Here is an 18,574-nt window from a genome sequence, read left to right on the forward strand (position 1 = left end):
CGGAGCTGACCTACTAATCGCGTGCTGGCCGATCTGATGGGTGTGTGTCAGGAGCGTTTGCGGGAGAGGGCGGTGTGGTTCGGAGGGTCAGTGGACGTGCAAACGGAGCTGACCTACTAATCGCGTGATGGCCGATCTGAAGGGTGGGTGTCAGCACCGTTTGCGGGAGAGGGCGGTTTGGATTGCCGGGGCAGTGGACGTGCAAACGGAGCTGACCTACTAATCGCGTGATGGCCGATCTGAAGGGTGGGTGTCAGCACCGTTTGCGGGAGAGGGCGGTTTGGATTGTCGGGACAGTGGACGTGCAAACGGAGCTGACCTACGGTTATCATGGCGGTTTCGAAGACGGAGCCGCCCTACGATTTCCTGATTTGGCATTAGGGGTCGCTGACGGCAGGTCCGAAGACAGACCTTTCGTACGACGATTGAGTTTTGTTTGAAACTGCAAAACGGGCGCGACCGACAGGTCACGCCCGTTTTCAATTCTGCGGCTGTCAACGCTTAGAGATCGTAGTACATCTCGAACTCGTAGGGAGTCGGTCGAATGCGAATCTCGGCGACTTCCTTTCGTTTTAGCTTTACCCAGCTTTCCAGCAGGTCTTCGGTAAACACGCCGCCAGCCATCAGGTAATCGTGGTCTTCCTCGAGGGAGTTGAGGGCCTTGTTCAGCGAGGTCGGCAGCATGTGCATGTCGGCCAGTTCCTCGGGTTTCATTTCATCGAGGTTGCGATCAAACGGAGTGCCCGGATCGATTTTGTGCTTGATACCATCGAGACCGGCCATGAGCATGGCCGCATACGCAAGGTACGGGTTCATGGTACCGTCGGGGGGCCGGAACTCGAAGCGCATTTGTTTGGGATCGCGCTGGTAGCCGGGAATGCGGATACACGCGGTGCGATTTCCGACCGAATAGGTTCCTGCGATTGGCGCCTCAAACCCGGGTACGAGCCTCTTGAAGGAATTGGTCGACGGGTTGGTGAATGCGAGAAGTGAATCGGCATGCTTGAGCATGCCGCCGATGTACCACAGGCCGATATCGGAGAAGTTTGCCCGGCCGTTTTTGCTGTAGAAGATGGAACCCTTGGCGTCGGCGATATACTGGTGCACATGCAGCCCGGAGCCGGGTTCGTTAAAGAGCGGCTTGGGCATGAAGGTCGCCGATTTTCCGACGCGGAAGGCCTGGTTTTTGACGAAATATTTCACCAGCATGGACTTGTCGGCCATTTCCAGAAGCGGCGCGAACTGCACCTCGATCTCATGCTGGCCGCCGCCGCCCACTTCATGATGGTGATATTTCAGTCCTACACCGACTTTCGCCAGCATGGAGCAGATTTCGGAGCGGAGGTTGTAAATACGGTCCATCGGGGGGGCAATGTGGTAGCCTTTTTTCGATGGGATCTTGTAGCCGAGGTTTTCGCCGTCATCGGGGGCCTGCCACATGGCCTCGCTCGAGCCCAGATCGTAGAAGGCGGTATCGGGTCCCTGGAAGAAGTTCACGCGGTCGAAGATGTAGAATTCGAATTCGGGACCGAGGATGATTTTGGCGCCTTTGATCGTTTTGGTCAAATATGCTTCGGCGTCGGCGGCGACCCGTCGGGGGTTGCGCGAATACGGAAGCACCTTGTCACCGACTTCCATGATGTTGCCCAGCATGGAGAGCGTGGGACGTTCAAAAAAGGGGTCGATGAACGCAGTTTCGGCGACGGGCAGCATAATCATGTCGCCGCGTTCGATCCGTGAGAATCCGGGCAGCGAGCTGCCGTCGACACCGACACCGTTGGTGAAAAGCCCCGGACCGAGTTCATCGATAGGAAGCGTGATATGATGCCAGAGGCCCAGCAGATCGCCGAACTTCAGGTCGAAAAACTCCACCCCATTGTCTTTGACCATCTTCTTGAGCTTGTCGAGATTCATCCATACCTCCCTGCCAACAGGCATAAGTACACCAAGGCGAACATAGGCAAAAACCGGCAAAAGGCAAGCGAATCCGGATCCGGGCGAGTCGGAGCGCGCCAGAAAAAGGTTGCTCCGGGCGCGCCGGCTGCTAGCTTAGGAATCACGAATAATACGCATGTCACACAATGGAGTGCCGCCCATGCGATTCCTTGTCTTTCTCATGCTGCTGTTGCCCGGTGGACCGGTGACAGGTCAGGATGTCTCGCTGTTTGACTCTGTCCTGGCGCAGGTGGGGATCACGTCGGAGGATGTCAGATTCAATCAGGATGAAATGGCGACCTGGCAGGGTGACCGTTGGCGGATGTCTTATTTCAGCCTGTACCACAAAAACCCGTTTTCACTGCCCGGTCATGGGGAGCTGATTGTCGAGGAACTCCGCGGCAAGCTGGCGGACCTTCCCGGTTTGGTGGCGTTTGCGGGACGTCGCGCCGACCAGCCGATCCGTCGCGGCCTGATCGGCGACCAGCTCGAGCCATATGCAGCGTCTGCGGATTCACTGCCGTTGTTTTCGATCTGTTACAAGCGCAATGTCCTGACGGGCAATGAGAACAAGACGCTTCGCGACGCTATCGATCTGTTCTATCGGGTCGTCGACGACAAGAACAACCTGTTCCGCCGTGCGATAGAGCCAATCGACAAAAACAAGTATCGTAACGATCTGTGGAGCTACTTCATCTTCGACTCGTCGGCCGCGGCCGACGTTGTCGAGGAGCTGTACGGCAAGGTCGACATGGGGCGGCTGGTGGCGGGTGCGGAGGATATTGCGGAAGCGCTCAAGCGACTGGCAGCCGTCCTGCCCGAGTGCAGGTTTCCGGACTACGTGGTGAAGATCAGCTCATCGCACGGCGACATCTATGTCGGCACGACGGGTGATGATCGCTATGAGTTCATCCAGGCGCCGCTGCTGATTGTCGATGGCGGCGGCAACGACAGGTACGACTTTCCCGGCGGCAACGAGAAACGACCGATCGCGGCGATCATCGATCTCAGCGGCGACGACACGTACGTGTCGTCCGACACCACGAAGCCGGGGATCGGCGGCGGGTTGATCGGTATCTCGTACGTGCTCGATCTCGGCGGAAACGATTCGTATACGGGTCATCATGTGTGCCAGGGGGCGGGTGTCTTTGGAGTGGGGGCGGTAATCGACCGGGAGGGAAACGATACGTACAGCGCGCGTTATCTGTCGCAGGGCAGCGGGAGTTTCGGGTTGGGCGTGCTGGCGGACGGAACCGGTAACGACAGCCTGTACTGCTGGACCATGTCGCAGGGGTACGGGTACAGTCGGGGGTGCGGTCTGCTGGTCAACGGCGACGGAGACGATCGCTACGTCGCCGAGGATGAGACGATATTTTCGGCGTCGTCACAGAACGCCGAGCACAATAACTCGCTGGCTCAGGGGGTCGGGTTCGGCCGGCGCGCGGACTTCGTGGACGGCCACAGCTGGGCGGGCGGAGTCGGGATTTTGTGCGATATCGCGGGCGCCGACTCGTATTCGGCGGGGCTGTTCGCACAGGGGTGTGCGTACTGGTTTTCGGTGGGGATGCTGCTCGATGCCGCGGGAAACGACACGTACGACGGCGTCTGGTACGTCATGGGCAGCGGCGCGCATTTTGCAGTGGGGTATCTCGACGATTTCGGCGGCAATGATGTGTATACCGCCACACACAATATGGCGGTCGGCGCGGGGCATGACTTCACGATCGGCTACTTCAACGAGCGTGCGGGCGACGACCGGTACACGGTGCCCAACCTGTCGCTGGGCGGGGGCAACGCCAACGGCATGGGGCTGTTTCACGATCACAGCGGCAACGATTACTACATGACCAAAACCGGCACGACGACCCTGGGCCGGGCGAATGCGGAGCAATCGGGAATCCGGTCGGTCCTCGCCTGTTTCGGCATCTTTGTCGACGGAGGCGGAGACGACACGTACAACGAGGAATGGGCGGCGAACGGACGACGTTGGATAGGTCCCGCCTCGGACCCCAACCGGCCGAACCGGGCTGCAATCGGAGTCGGGATAGACTTCTGAGACCCGGTCAGGGGGTCGAGACCGGCTGAACCGTCCGGGGCTCGGCCTTGCGTTTGCGTTCGATGGAAAGACCGACGCCGGAGAGGATCAGGGTCGTGCCAATCACAATCGATGCGGACACGGTTTCATCGAAGAACACGACCCCGATGAAGAGGGCCACCAGGGGAGTGATAAACGCAATAAGAGACGCGGACAGAGCGGACATGCGGGCAAGCAGCCAGTAGTAAGACAGAAACGCGACAATCGTTCCCATCAACGCCAGATACAGAATGGAGCCGATCGAGGCCGCGGTGACGTGGAAGTCCGCCCAGTCTTCGAAGATGATCGCAGACAGGAGCACGAGCATACTACCCAGCAGCATCTGGATGCTGGCGGTGACGACGATGTTCGCCCCGGCATGGAATTTCTTGTGAATGATAAGGCCGTGGGCGGCGGAGTAGGTTGCTACGACGGCCAGAATAGTCCCGAGGAAGAGATCGTCGCCGGTCTGCAACTGGTCATAAGAGATCAAGGCGACGCCTACGAAACCGAGGGCTATGCCGATCCATCCGGCCGGGGTCACCCGGGCATCGTTGAGCCTGAAAGTCGATAGCACCGCCACAAAAAACGGAAGCGACGCGAACAACACGGCAGTGAGCGACGAGCTGATGAAGACCTGAGCGAAGTAGATCAGCGCGTAGTTCACGCCGTACATCCATATGCCCGGGTAGCCGACTCGCAACCATGACCGAATATCTCGGGGATAGGGATAGCGCATGAGAAAGATGACGCCGTTCAGGATGAGCGTGGCGAGCATGAATCGGAGTGCAGCCGTTTGGAGCGGCGGGGCGGCGGTCAGACCGATTTTGATGGCGATCCAGGTTGAGCCCCAGATCAAGCACAGTAGCACGTACACGAAGGCGGTCATCGGCGGATAATAAGGCGGAGCGATCGGACAAAGTCAACGGCATAGCGAAAATCACCCGGTTGGCGGCGCGGGTCGCCGCAACGCGACGTGCGAATACGTCATAGTCCGAAAAAGAGTTTGACAATAGTGCAAAAACAGCGTTGGTTTGCTCATCCTGCCGTTGAAACTACATGGAGATTTTTAATGGAGTATGTTGAAGGGATAATCAAGAACACGGAGTTTTTCACGACCGCTGAGCTGGCCAAGAAGCTGAAAATGAACGTCCAGGTCATCACCCGTAAAGTACAGGCGGGCGAGATCCGGGCGTTTAAGATCGGCAAGGACTGGCGCATCCCCGAGTCGGCGGTACACGAATGGCTGGAGCGTCACGTGAACGACGGTTCCAACGGTAACGGCAACGGGAACGGGCATGGGCGCAAAGCCAAGGTCGTGAAAGACTATGTCACGGGCGATCACATCCGGGAACTGCCGTCGAAACGTTTCGAGCGGAAGTACCTGCTCGAGTTTATCCTCGCACAGTTCGAGCCCAGCAGGACGTATAGCGAGGATGAGGTCAACAACGTGATCAGCCGGTACTACGATGATTTCGCGACCGTCCGTCGCGAGTTTGTTGCTGAGAACATGCTGGAGAAGGCCGGAGGCGGGTACCGTCGCCGCTCGGGCTACACGTTCTCCGACTGATCTTCGCGAAGATCGATTTCCATGTGACGAAAAGACAAAGCCCCGGCGATTGCCGGGGCTTTTTGTGTTTGTAAACGGGCGACTCAATCCTCGAACGCAGGGGGCGGAATATTGCTGGGCAGGGTGCCGCCGGTGGCGCGCAGGATCTGCTGCACGTAGGGATCGCTGAGATTGATCTTGTACTGCGCGATCAAGGTAGCCGCCTGCCGCAAATCGGTCACGTTGTTCGTGCGGGCGAGAATCGTGACCAGCTTGCGGAACGCGTAACTGCTGTTCGGGTTTATCTCAAACGCACGCCACATGTAGTCCAGTCCCCGATCCATGAGAGGTTGATCGGCAGTTCGCTGTCCGATTTCGTACATCGTCATGCCGAGATCCTGCATATAAAACAGGTTCTGCGGATTGGACTCCAGGAACGCAGACAGGGTGTCCTGAAGCTGGCGATAGACAGCAAGCGCGGCAGCCGAATCGCCGCTGCGTTCCAGATCCTCGGCCAACACATAGCTGGCCTGCCAGTACTCCGGATACTTTTCGATGAAAGTCCGGATGAAGGTACGCGCTTCGTCGTTCCGGCCGTTGCGATCGAGAGCGTCATACAAGCGGACGGCGTTCATGCCGACACCGAGCCAGATGCCGGTCGCGTTGTCATCGCGATAGACCTTTGAATTCTCGAAACCGTCGAACCGGTAGGTATTTCGGAACAGGTCCAGGCCGCGATCGATATCGATTTTGTCGGCCGGGGGTTCACGGTCGAGGCGATAGAGCACGCCGACGGCGGTGGCGCGATCGCGGAGATTCAGCGGCGAGGCGTCATACGGAGGAGAACTGAAATAGACGGGATTCTCCCACCGGTTTTCGAGCACGATTTCGTCGACCATCATATCGGCCACTTTGAGGATGCGCCCCTGGTACGGAGTCGCCTGGAGATATGCCAGGCGGCCGCGCGGGCGGTCGCGGAATCGATCGGTGGGCTGGCGAGTCTCCCCCATCGGCGACTCGTACGGGTACCACCATATTTGCTCTTTCGTGAGCGAGATGGGAACGTCGTACTGCTGTTTCATCTGCCAGGTGTACCAGTCGGTGTTCAGCAGCGACAGGTTGACCACCCGAACATCGGTTCGATACTTGTACACCTCCTGAATACACCAGAGCGGGAAGGTGTCATTGTCGCCCGACGTGAAGAGGATCGCGTTTTCTTCGCACGTATCGAGCAGATTGGCCGCGTAGTTGTACGGCAGGAGGTTTTTCGATCTATCGTTTTCGTGATAGTTATCGACGAGCGTGTACCCCGGCAGCAGGACCAACACAGTGCTGGCGTACACGAGCGTTTTCTGCATGGATTCGTTGGCGCCGGCCAGTTTCTCACGAAGCAGCTGTATGAGCCCACTGATACCGAGCCCCATGGCGATGCCGAAGAAGACAAACGCGGGGGTAAAGAAATAGTCCCGGTTGCGGACTTCCAGATACGCGTCGGCGCCGTCGTACTTTGTCCCGTCGGCGAAGTTCATATACAGCACGAGACCGAGCGAGCAGACCAAAAACAAGGTGAAGTACACCATACCGATTTCGGCGCGCTTGCGAATGGCGACGTACATGCCGAAAAGCCCGAGCAGGAAAAAGGGCGCGAAGTTCCAGCCGGCGGAGGAGTATTGCTCTTCGAAATAGGACCAGTATCCCATGTTGGGATGGCGCCCGAGCTGGTTTTCCCAGGTTCCGCGCCGTTCGAACATGCGATCCATCATCGACTGCTGACCGTACTGCTTGCGGTCGAGATAGTTTTTGAAGGTATCGTAGTCGCGGTCGGGGTTATTCTGGTCGATCCGCGGGTTGTGGGCCGATCGCACCGGTATATACATGTGAACCGAGAACCCGATAATACCGACGAGAACGATGGCCATGGCCGTCTTCCATTCGACATTCCAGCCGAACCGTCGAGCCAGAACTCCGAGGAAGGCGAGGACGACCAGTCCGGCGGGGGCCGCGATCATAAACGTGGAGAACTCAAGCATCAGCGAGGAAAGCGAGACGATGGCAATCGTGATGGCCCAGTTGATTTTTCGGTACAGGAACGCCAGAAGCAGCGCGCCGAGCGCCAGCGTGACGACATAAAACATGGGCGCTCCTCCCCTGCCGTTGGCGAAGACGATAATCAGCAGCAGTTCGACAACGATAAAGCTGCAGATCATGATCCAGTCGCGTCGGGTCGCCTGATCATTGAGGATATAGAAGATGGACAGGACCGGCACGATCAGGAAGGGCGTCATGTGGATCCCGACCGCCGTCAGGGCGATGAAATAAACCAGGACCATGAGGCGGAGTTTTCGGGCGAGATTGTGCTCTTCGAAATAGCGCAGAGTCAGCCACAGCATCACGGTCATGATTGCCAGGGACGGTCCGTAGACCTCGGACTCGACCGAGTTCGACCAGTTCGTAGTCGAGAAGGCGACAAACAGGCCGCCGACGACACCGCCGATGTAGGCGGTCCAGCGATTCAGCGGGGCGTCCTTCTGGTCACCGAAGAAGTAGCCGACCATCCGTACCGTTACCAGATAGCCGAACAGGGCGGTGAAGCTGGACGAGATGACCGAGAGGTAGTTTATCCGGTAGGAGATATCTTCGACAAACGGGATAAGTGACATCACCCGCCCCATAAGGACGAACAGCGGAGTGCCGGGGGGATGGGGTATGCCGAGGATGTACGAACAGGCGATAAACTCGCCGCAATCCCAGAACGAGAAGGATCGCTGGACGGTCAGGGCGTATACGATGAAGGCGATGGCGAAGACTACGCCGGCGACAATCGCGTTGGTTCGGTCAAAAACCTTGCGGGGCACGGCTAACGGGTCGGACAAAATCTCCTCCTAAAGCCACGATTCACGGCGGCCGATCTTAGTTAGTAACTAGATGTTGTGACAGGCAATTGCGCCAAATATAGCAATGGGACCTCAAATCTCAACAGTTATTTTACCGGCCAATCCCGAAGGGGATTAATACGGGGCAAGGTGCTACATGTTAATCTGGTGTGGAATACTGTTTATGTTGGGAATTCTGGCGTTTGCCGATTCCCTGCTGAATATGGGTGAGATCTTCAGGCGCATCAATTCTGTCTTGTTTATGCTCCTGTCACTGGGGTTGCTGGTTCGGACGACGACCAAGAAGAAAGACGGTACCAAGGAGCGCCTGAAACGGGACATTTACGTGCTTGAGCAGAAACTCCGGACCATGGAGCAGGGCCGGGAGAAGCTCGGGAAGTTCTAGTCGCGGCGCGTCTATTACCCGACTCGTCGCTGCTCGTACTGACGCAGTCGCTGTCGGACCTCGGATATGAAGGGGTAATTGGGGAAATCCGCCAGCAGTCGCCGATAAATCGCTACCGCATCCTCAACCGTTTTGCTGTCCACCATCATCAGGTCCGCCTTGGCCTTCAATCCAAACGGGAAATAATACGAGTCGGGGAATCGCTCGATCATCCGGTTCAGCGACTGCATCGCTGAAGTCGAATCACGGTCGGCCAGGTCGAGCTCAGCGAGTTTCAGCAGCGCAATATCGGCCAGCTCCTGACCGCCAGCGAGGCGATCGTAACGCAGGCGCGCCGAGTCCGGCATCCTTCGGGCCGCAAAGTACAGGGCATCGGAGTAGTCATACGCGGCCTGCTCGTTTTCACCAATCTCGTTGAGGGTCACCACCAGCCGAAGGGCGTCGTTGACATAGAAGCCGCGCGGGTAGTCGACCATGAGCTTTCGCAGCGCCACCTGGGCGCTGTCGAACTGCTTGCGATATACGCGAATCATGGCCAGCTGGTAGTCGATTTCCTCGTTCATCTCCGGGGTCAGGCGGCTGTCCCGGAGGTTGGTGTATGTGCGAGTCGCGATTTCGAGTTCCCCGAGTCGAATCTGGCAGCGCGGTATCTGCAGCCGGGCGTTGAGATAGCCCATCCCCCGCCGGTAGCCGGCGACAACGGAGTCATAGTAGACAAGAGCGCGGTCACAGTCGTTCAATTCATCAGAGTATATCGTACCGATTCGATACAACGCCTCTCCCCTGTCGTTATCCGACTGGGAAGCGGCCACTGCCTGCTGGAGCACGATCACAGCCGAGTCCGGCTTGCCGAGACCGGCGAGGGCATCGGCGTAGTGAAACAGCGCATCGATAAACACGGGGCTGCGGAGGTCATACCGCGACGCTACACGTTCCGCCATGCGGCAGACCTGGGCGTACTGGCGGCGCTCCGCACACTGGCGAATGAAATACAGCAGCGCCTCTCCCTGACCGTTGTCGACCGAATCCTGCTGCAGCGTAGTTTCATAGGCACGGACGAATTGCTCGGTCTGGATGAAGTGAGTGGAGAGCAGTCGAAGGGCGCGAGGATTGAGCGCATCGGCGCTGACATGGAGCAGCGCGTCTTCGGTTTCTTTGCTCGACCCGACGAAAGTGAGCATTTCAAACAGGCGCTTTTCGGCATCGGCGGCCATGCGGGACGTATCATCGGCAAGCAGGGGGAAATATTCGCGAACGGCGCGCCGGTATTTGCCCTGCCGTTCCAGCAGTTGGCCGCACTCGAGCGCGAAGAGGGTTGAATCACCTGTTTCGTGGCGTGCGCGGTTGACATAGTCGAGGGCGTGGTCGACGACTCCGCTGTTGAGCTGGCTGCGGATAAGATTCGGGATGCGCGGATCATTCCAGTCGGTCAGCAATTCGGCGGCATCGCTGTAAGCCGCGATTGCTTCGTCGGTTTTCCCCTGCCCTGCCAGCATTTCAGCGAGTGTGACACGAAGATAGTAACTGGCGGGATCGCGGGCGAGCAACTGACGGAGGAGCGCCTCCGCTTTGAGGGTGTAGTTCAATTCCCGGTAGCAAACGAGCAGGAGATTCTGCGCGGCGTCGTTGTTGGGCTCCGATTCGAGCACGGATTCCAGGAGGGCGGCAGCGGCCTCGTGGTTTTCCTGACGTATGAGCGTGCGGGCGACAGCGATACGTCGTTCGGCCTCGGAAAGCACTCCTTGCGGAGCGGACCGGGTGACTCGGAAGTCCCGGAGACGGGTGGAATCCAGGGGAGGCGCGAGTTCGCTGCTATCGGCCTGTGTGACTTGCGTTTGCGCACCGGCCGGCAGTGCGGCCAGCGAGAGGAACATCATGGCGAACAGCGACCTGATCGTCATATGCTCCCCTCTTAGCGGGTGGTTCCCGTCTCAGGTTCGCTGTTCTGTATCAGGGCGCGGAAGTACGCACGAATCTGTTCTTCGTATTGCGGCGGGTAATCGTCGCCGAGATACCGATTGAGGCGGTCTTCGAACTGCGTGCGGTCCTCCAGCAGTCCGGGGGGAAGTGCCGGTGGGACCAGGACCGGGCTGGATTCGGCGGTGGTGGCTTTGCGCTGGTCGTTGAAGTCGCGGCGCTGCAAAGACCGGCTGGCTTCGAGCATTCTCGAATAGATGCGCAACTGGCGCTCGGTGGTTTCCGGTCCGGCGGCGCCCTCCGACAGATCTTCTTCGACTTCTTTCATTTCCCGGGCGATGTCATCGAGCCTTCCGAGAATCTGCCTCGAACCGGCAAACTCGTCAGCGAGCTGCTCGAGTGACTTGCGGATCGAGCCCTGTTCACCGGCCAGCCGCTGGAGTCCCTCGCGCATTTGCTGCTGGGCCTCGGACATTTTTCCGTCCTGACCCTGCTGAGGGTTGCTGTTGCACTGGTTCTGCGTCTGTTGGTTGAGCTGCTGCTGTTTTTTGCTGAGGGTCTCGAGCTGGGCCATGTTTTTATCGCATTGACCGCCGTTGCTGCCTTGCTGCTGTTGGTCGAGCGATTCCATCAGGCGGATGGACGCCTTATTCAATTGAACCATCGCCTCGCGCTGGAGCTGTGTCGCCTGAGCGCTTCGCAGTCCGTCGAGGTTTCCCATCGACTGTTCCATGGCCGAGACCGCCTGATCCACCAGCGACTGCAATTCGGCGGCGACGAACGGGGACTGCTTGCCGAGATCGGCGATGTTGTTTTTCAGCCCGCTGCAGGCTGCCATGAGGTCCTGCTGGGAGAGCGCCATCTCGCGCATCATAGCCGATCGGGGCGCAAGTTCATCGACGCGGCTCAGGAGGTCTTCCTGTTTCTGCGACAGATAGTTGGCGTCTTCGAGGGCGCGGCGCATGGCCTGTTGAATCGCCTTGCTGTCCTGCCCCTGCATTTGCGCGAGCTGTTGCTGCATCTGCGCTATCATCTGGGCAAGCTTGGAGGACGCCTGTTTGCCCTGTTCGTTCGACTGCTGTTTTTGCTGCTGCTGCATCGACTGCGACATTTGCTGCATATCTCGATCGGCATCGGTCTTTTCCAGCGCCTCGGCAAAGGTCCGTGGTTCCGTGAGGGCGCTGACGCGCTCGTCCTCGAGCATCCGGGAAAGCTCGTCAGCCTCCTGCTTGAGCGACTGGAGATCGCCGGCGATCTCATCTTCGGTGCGACTCATGGCGGGCAGTTCGTCGGCGGCGGCGCTGTCGGTATCGGCATTCATTTTGTCCTGCCGCTTGAGCAGGTCCTCGGCCTTGCGAAGCATCGCTTCCATCTTCTGTTCGATCTGCATCTTTTTCAGCAGGGCGAGCTGACGCTCGAGCCGCTGGAGCATCTCTTCCTGACTGAGTTCGAAGTCTTTCATGGCCTGCTGCAGGTCGTCTCGATCCATGCGCTGGAGGGCATCCAGGAGTTTTTTCTGCGCCTCGCGCATTTCCGGTGTGGCGACTTCCTCGAACAGCTTCTGTATTTCCTGCAGCTTGTCCATAATTTCTCGGCTCATGAGGGCATTATCGCGAAGTTGCTCGAGCGACTGCTCCATTTTGTCGGCCATCTTCTCCACCTGCGAGACGATCTCTTCGTTTTTCTGCGCGATTGACTCCAACTCCTTTTTCTGCTGCCAGTCAGCAGACTGTTCGGAGCGGTCCTGGGCCTGCAGTTTGCGAGCGGCATCTTTGAGCCGCCGGGTAAGTTCTTTGCCGGTGCGCAGCAGGCTCTCGGTGTCGGTAATACGCGCGGCGGTTTCCTGCTCGGATTGGGCGACGATTTCGTCAAGCGAAGGCAGCCGGGCGATGTACGTGCGACTGCGGCCGATTTTCGGACCGGAGATCTGATCGTTATCCGCAACTTCGAAGTAGTAGCTGACATAGTCGCCGGGGAACAGATTCAGGCGGTCCATATCCCAGTTGAAGGATACTTCTCCCTCGGTCTTGATTCGGTCGGAGAAGTGGAGAACGGCGACGTTTTCATCGGAGGTACGACCACCGGAGACGATGCGGTATTTGAGTACGAGCGAGGAGAAACCGTAGTCGTCGTAAATTCGCACCATGAGCGGGAGGATCATCTCGTCGGAGAGGTTGGCGTTGAACCCCGGTCTGATGACGTCCACCGACGGGTACTCATCGGGAATGGCGGTGATGTAGTATTCGATCGGATCGGGATTGGATTCGCCGAGATGATCGGTAAGTCGTAAGAAATAGGACCGTGACCGGTCGACCACGAGCGACGCATCGCCGATTTTGCCCTGCAGGTCGAACGGGACGCTGCTCGAGTCATCAAACGCCATCTCGGCGGTCAGGACGGGAAGGTTCGTCTCTATTTTGACGGCAACCCGGCTACCCACGACGGCCGAGAAGGAACCGTTGTTTTCTTCGATGGTGGTCGGCGCGAGTCCGGTGTAGGCGGGATAGAATATCGACAGGTGGATGTCGTTGATACGGGGGCGGTCGACGACATCGACTTTTTGAATTTCAGTTTTGAGACGGCCGGATTCGACGTAGTAGTCAAAGGATTTATTGACCTGCCGAAGCGTCAAGCCGAAGGTCAGGGAGTCGCCGGCGGTGACGGGGAATCGGTCGCGGCCGACAAGGCTGATACGTTCATGCTGCCACTGTCCGCCGGCATACCGGTAATAAACGGTGGCATCGCGGGGAATCCGCTGGCCGACCACAACGCCGCCGATCTCTATGTCGCGGTACTTGACCCATTCAGTAGACCCGGGGTATGCGGTCAGGTCATAGGCGAGGGGCGGTGCGACCAGCTCGGTGGGATTGGAGTAGACTTCGTACGAGTAACTGAAGAGTCCCGGGAAGAATGCCAGCAACAGCACGGCTAAGACAGCAGACACCGCCAGCAGGCGCGCGGCTTTGAGGACCGGGTGGAACGACAGCACGGCATTGAAGCTGATGAGGCCGGCCTTTTCGAGCGCCTGTCGTTCGTTGGCGCGGATCAAGTCCTGCGAAAACCCCTCGCAGGCTGCGGATCGGGCAAATTGCACGGCCGCCACCAGACGACCCTTGAGATCGGGGTATCGGCGTTCCAGGGTCGCGGCGACGCGATCGATGTTGCCTTCGAACAGGCGGGCGAGGGCGTATCGACCGAAGAGGAACACGGTCACGAGGGCGGTGAGCGCCAGAAGCGAGATTTTCAGCCAGACCGGCAGGACCACGACATTCGCCAGCAGCGAGAGTGCGATAGCACAAGCGGTTACGGCAGCAGCGGTCAAAACCAGCCCCGCCGCAAACAGGACCAGACGCTGTTTGATCAGGACGGCGCGCAGCCGTCGAACCAGTTCGGAACCGGAGGCGAGCTGTGTCATGTCGAAATCCTCGAAGCTGGCATTGCGGGTATACGTCGGCGCCGGGCCGACCCTCTATCGTGAGTATCGGTGTTTAGTATAACAGAGCGTAGGTCAGTAAGTTCAGTCCCATGCGCAGGGCTTCATCGCGTTTTTCCGGAGGGTCATTATGCACCTGCGGGTCTTCCCACCCGTCGCCGATATCCGACTCCACCAGGAAATAGACGACGACGCGCCCGTTGATGATTAACGCGTAGCCACGGGGGGCCTCGTTGTCGTGTTCGTGGATTTTGGGCGGGCCGTTCGGGAAGTCGTAGAAACAATGGTAGATGGGGTGGTCGAACGGCAGTTCAACGACTTCGCGCTCCGGAAACAGCGAGCGCATCTGCTCAAGAAAGGCCGTTCTCATGCCGTACGAGTCATTGACGAACAAAAAGCCGCCGCCCAGCAGGTAAGTCCGCAGTCGCTCCCTTTCTTCGGGGGAGAATTCGATTGTGCCGTGGCCGGTTGCAAACAGAAACGGGTACTGAAACAGGTCGGGATCGGTGATCGTGACCTGTCGTTCGAGGGTGTCGACCGGGAAGGGAGCGTTGTCGCGGACGAATTCGAGGAAGTTGGGTACAGCCGACGCCCCCCAGTACCAGTCGCCGCCTCCCGAATAATGCAGGCGGGCGACCTTAATCGCGGACGGGTTCGGATTGTACCGCTGGGTGAGATAGTCCTCGTCCATCGGCTCGGGGAAAAACGGCGCATTCTGAGCGGTCGTGACGGCGGGGGCCAGAAAGATCAGAAAAGCGCCGACGAGGTTTGTAGGTCCGAACATGCGCATACACTAAATATACGCCTGCGCTCCACTTTCCGACTCAAAAAAAGCGGCCGTCCGGAGGGGACGGCCGACAGAGAGTTACTGGCTGAGACGGTTCAGGTCCCGTGTCGTCAGGCAATTTCCGGTGACAACACGGGTACGATGATCTCCCGGACGTTTCGGATCATTTGAACCGTCTCGGGCTGCGGGCTTCCCATTCTACCACGATCGGGCTGGCGATAAAAACGGAGCTGTACGTTCCGATGAGGACGCCGAGGATCAGGGCCAGTGAGAAGTTCCGAAGCACTTCGCCACCAAAGACGAAGAGAATGGCGACGACGATCAGCACGGTTAACGACGTATTTATCGTTCGTGCAAGCGTCTCGTTGATCGACAAGTTCACCGCCGACACATACTGTGACTTTCCACGATACTTTTTGAAATTCTCGCGAATTCGGTCGAAGATCACAACGGTATCGGAAAGTGAATATCCGGCAAGGGTCAGGAGCGCGACAATGAGTAGCAGGTCGAACTCCTTACCCAACAGGATCATAATTCCAAGTACCGCGAGGACGTCGTGAAACGTCGCTATGGTCGCAGCCACTCCGGAGCGGAAGTCGAATCGAACTGCAATATAAACGAGAATCCCGAGCAGAGATATGATCACCGCCCACTGAGCGTCGCGACGGAGCGTCTCCCCGACGGCAGGTCCGATCACGTGCGAAGAGACCCGGGTGAAGGTGTTACCGACGAAGGTAGTCTCAACGATTTCGGTGATGCGATTGAGCCGCGCTTCGCCGGCCGCCTCGTCTTCGGGTCGTTTGGTTTTGATAATGAAGGCGTTGGGAACCTCAAAGTCTTCGACTTTGGTCACCTGGACGTCGGGAAATTCCGACGAAAGGGCCGAGCGAAGTTCTTCGATCGCGACCGGCTGGTCGAAATGCCCCTGGATCATTACGCCGCCGGCGAAGTCGATACCGAGATTGGCTTTGCCGGTGAAGACCATCACCAGCGCCACGATGCCCAGAATGACCAGGATCGCGGACAACGCGAAGGCGGCTTTTCGCTTGCCGATGAAATCTATGTTTGTATCGGGTACTATTCTAAACATGTTCTGACCTCACGTTAAATCGACAGGGACTTGTAGCCCTTGCGAATGTCGAAGATCGCCTTGGTAATGATATATGCCGTATACAGCGAAATCGTCACGCCCCAGAACAGGGTCACGGCAAAGCCGCGAATCGGACCGGAGCCGAACAGGAACAGGGCGCCGGCGGTAATCAGGGTGGTGACGTGCGAGTCGAGAATGGCCGTAAATGCCCGCTCGTACCCGGCGTCGATGGACGCTCGCACAGTTTTGCCGGATCTCATTTCCTCACGGATGCGCTCGAAAATAAGAATGTTCGAATCCACCGAGATACCAACGGTGAGGATGATACCGGCGATGCCCGGCATGGTTAGAGTCGCGCCGAGTCCGGCCAGGACCGCCAGCAGGAAGAAGATGTTGAAAATCAGGCCCATGTCGGCGATAAGGCCGGATACGCGGTAGTAAACGCCGATAAACAGCAGGACGAGCACCAGCCCCAACAGCGAGGAGTAGAACCCCTTGCGGATCGAGTCTGCGCCGAGGGTCGCGCCCACGACGTTTTTCTCGATGATTTCTACGGGGGCCGGCAGTGATCCCGCTTTCAGAACGATCTCGAGGTTCACGGCATCCTCGATGGTTGCCGAGGAACCCATGGTGATCGTACCGTTGCGGCGGATCTTGGAGCTAATGAAAGGCGACGATTCCACCCTGTTGTCGAGCACGATGGCGAGGGGCTTATTGATGTTGCGGCCGGTCAAATCGGCAAACCGCGCGGCGCCATCGCCGGACAGCTGGAAGTCGACTTTGGGCTTGTTGTATTCGTCGCGGCCGAACCGCACGTCTTCGAGGAACCGCCCGACAAACTCTACTTTACGCTTGAGCAGGTACAGCTCGTAGACTTCGCGCTGGTTCCGGATCTCGGAGCGGGTGGAGAACCCGAACTGCACGTCGATCGGAATCACTCGCTGTACTTCCGGCAGGTTCAACCAGCGCTCGAGGCGCTGCCGGTCATCTTTGGAGACGGAATAGCCCGGCCAGTTGATGCCCGTGTTGTTGTTGTACAGGGCCATTTCGAGTTTTGCGGTGAAGGGGTGCTCTTCGTCGATCACGTCGATACTTTCGTCGAAGCCGAAGTCCATGGTATCCGCGGCGGAGTCGCCCATCAGCTCGGCCAGGATGTCTTTCCGCGTCGAGTCCGGGGCGGCCGTCTCGATCGGAGTCGACTCTTCAGGTGCGGCCTGAGACTCGCCTGCATCCCGCCCGTGGGTCGCCTCGTAGGCGGCGACAACGGAGTCGATACGCGCGAGAATGAGATTGGCGTTGTCGATCGTCTCGAGCAGCTTGAACTCGAGGACGGCGGTCTGGCCGATCAGTTCTACCGCCCGTTCGGGGTCGGTGTAACCGGGCAGATCGACTATGATGCGCTCGTTGCCTTGTTTCTGGATTACGGGTTCGGCGACGCCGAGCCCGTCGACGCGGTTGCGGATCACCTGGATGGCGCGGTCGGCGGCGCCATCGCGGGCAGCTTCGTCAACTTCTTCCGTTTTGACCCGCAGCACGACGTGAATACCGCCCTGGAGATCAAGGCCGAGGCGGATAGCGCTCTGCTGGAGGGAGAGCAACTCATCGGGGTTCTCCGCCTGCATGGCGGCCTTTTCCTCGTTGGACATCGTCCACAGCCGGAACGTGTCCCAGAACGCGATCAGCGCCAGCACAATCATGATGGCGGTGAGTCCCAGTCGCCACTTTTGTGAAGACATACACGGTCCTTTCGTACGTTATCGTTCAATACAGTTGTTGTCGAAGTGATGGTCGAGGGCGCCGCCCTCCGGCTCCCGAGAGGTTCGGCTGTCGCATGTCCACAATCACACGGGTTGTTACGGGGCGAACAGTCGGACGAGTCGGGGAGTACGGTGAGTCGGCGGTTTAGCTTGTGCCGGACGGCTTGGCTCCGACCAGCGTAAACTGGCGACCAAGCGATGAACTGATTTGGTGAGAGGACGTCGCAATCGCAGGGAGGTTCGGTCGGGCGGCCTCGGGGGCCCTGACGCCGGAGGTAATCGTCGAGGCAATCGCCGTCCGGAGATCATCGTTACCGGTCTTGTGAACGCCCAGCGGGACAAGCCAGCCCGACGGTTCAACGTTGAGGGACTTGCCGGGAGCCATCTCTCCCCCCGGAGCTTCGTCCCCAGAGGGTTCCAGCAGATCGGCGGTTGGTGACGTACCGGCTTGTTGGATCTGCTGCGCGGCAATCAGGGCAGCCTGGCGTTCGGCGGCGGTGGCACCGCACAGCGCGAGGGCAGCTACCGTCACCAGCACCACAAGCCGCCGGACAGACTCGATAAACTTGTTGAGAAGAGTGTTCATTCGTTACTCGTTGCGGCAATATAGCGGTGGCTGCCTTTATGTCAATTTAGATTTCCGGTTGGACCCGCCGTCCACGCCCAGATGTGCATGTCAGGCACAGATGTCCGGAAAAGCCGGCGGCCGGCGGTGTCGGGATCCGGATTCGTGTCGCAGGCCGCACAGTGGTC

12 protein-coding genes are annotated in these 18,574 nt (G+C 58.6%); 3 read left to right on the forward strand and 9 right to left on the reverse strand.

Translation table 11 applies throughout. From position 1 onward, the window contains the following. Positions 1–501: 501 nt before the first annotated feature. On the reverse strand, positions 502–1,914 hold the full coding sequence (glnA, locus tag RBT76_14785) for a type I glutamate--ammonia ligase (protein ID MDX9859050.1): 1,413 nt from the start codon (positions 1,912–1,914) through the stop codon (positions 502–504). A 181-nt stretch (positions 1,915–2,095) separates the two neighbouring features. On the opposite strand from glnA, the gene RBT76_14790 reads away from it, so the two are divergent. After that, the gene (locus tag RBT76_14790) at positions 2,096–3,991 is read left to right on the forward strand and encodes a hypothetical protein (protein MDX9859051.1); all 1,896 of its coding nucleotides are present in this window, start codon (positions 2,096–2,098) and stop codon (positions 3,989–3,991) included. A gap of 7 nt (positions 3,992–3,998) precedes the next feature. Here the strand turns inward: RBT76_14790 and RBT76_14795 are convergent, their stop codons facing one another. Beyond that, positions 3,999–4,886, reverse strand: a complete 888-nt coding sequence (locus tag RBT76_14795) for an EamA family transporter (protein ID MDX9859052.1) — start codon at positions 4,884–4,886, stop codon at positions 3,999–4,001. A 195-nt stretch (positions 4,887–5,081) separates the two neighbouring features. Between RBT76_14795 and RBT76_14800 the strand changes: the two genes are divergently transcribed. Continuing rightward, complete coding sequence (locus RBT76_14800) at positions 5,082–5,579, forward strand: DUF2087 domain-containing protein (GenBank protein MDX9859053.1); 498 nt, start codon at positions 5,082–5,084, stop codon at positions 5,577–5,579. Positions 5,580–5,662: 83 nt separating this feature from the next. Here the strand turns inward: RBT76_14800 and RBT76_14805 are convergent, their stop codons facing one another. Continuing rightward, positions 5,663–8,431 (reverse strand): DUF2723 domain-containing protein, encoded by a 2,769-nt coding sequence (locus RBT76_14805; protein MDX9859054.1) that lies wholly within the window; start codon positions 8,429–8,431, stop codon positions 5,663–5,665. A gap of 184 nt (positions 8,432–8,615) precedes the next feature. Between RBT76_14805 and RBT76_14810 the strand changes: the two genes are divergently transcribed. Next, positions 8,616–8,837: a hypothetical protein gene (locus RBT76_14810; protein MDX9859055.1), complete on the forward strand. Its 222-nt coding sequence runs from the start codon at positions 8,616–8,618 to the stop codon at positions 8,835–8,837. Between the two features lie 14 nt (positions 8,838–8,851). Here the strand turns inward: RBT76_14810 and RBT76_14815 are convergent, their stop codons facing one another. The 6 genes from RBT76_14815 to RBT76_14840 all read right to left on the reverse strand — a co-directional run bounded on the left by RBT76_14815 (position 8,852) and on the right by RBT76_14840 (position 18,407). Beyond that, a complete protein-coding gene (locus RBT76_14815) occupies positions 8,852–10,738 on the reverse strand; it encodes a tetratricopeptide repeat protein (protein MDX9859056.1) in 1,887 nt (628 codons plus the stop codon). An 11-nt stretch (positions 10,739–10,749) separates the two neighbouring features. Continuing rightward, positions 10,750–14,169 (reverse strand): hypothetical protein, encoded by a 3,420-nt coding sequence (locus RBT76_14820; GenBank protein ID MDX9859057.1) that lies wholly within the window; start codon positions 14,167–14,169, stop codon positions 10,750–10,752. A gap of 73 nt (positions 14,170–14,242) precedes the next feature. Further along, positions 14,243–14,971 (reverse strand): DUF4159 domain-containing protein, encoded by a 729-nt coding sequence (locus RBT76_14825; protein ID MDX9859058.1) that lies wholly within the window; start codon positions 14,969–14,971, stop codon positions 14,243–14,245. Between the two features lie 166 nt (positions 14,972–15,137). Beyond that, complete coding sequence (secF, locus tag RBT76_14830; GenBank protein ID MDX9859059.1) at positions 15,138–16,064, reverse strand: protein translocase subunit SecF; 927 nt, start codon at positions 16,062–16,064, stop codon at positions 15,138–15,140. Positions 16,065–16,078: 14 nt separating this feature from the next. Further along, a complete protein-coding gene (secD, locus tag RBT76_14835; protein ID MDX9859060.1) occupies positions 16,079–17,800 on the reverse strand; it encodes a protein translocase subunit SecD in 1,722 nt (573 codons plus the stop codon). 166 nt (positions 17,801–17,966) lie between these two features. Continuing rightward, positions 17,967–18,407 carry a hypothetical protein gene (locus RBT76_14840; protein ID MDX9859061.1) on the reverse strand — a complete coding sequence of 147 codons (441 nt, stop codon included), beginning with the start codon at positions 18,405–18,407 and terminating at the stop codon, positions 17,967–17,969. Positions 18,408–18,574 lie beyond the last annotated feature (167 nt).

It is taken from the genome of Candidatus Zixiibacteriota bacterium, from assembly GCA_034003725.1.
In the GTDB taxonomy this organism is placed as follows: domain Bacteria; phylum Zixibacteria; class MSB-5A5; order GN15; family FEB-12; genus WJMS01.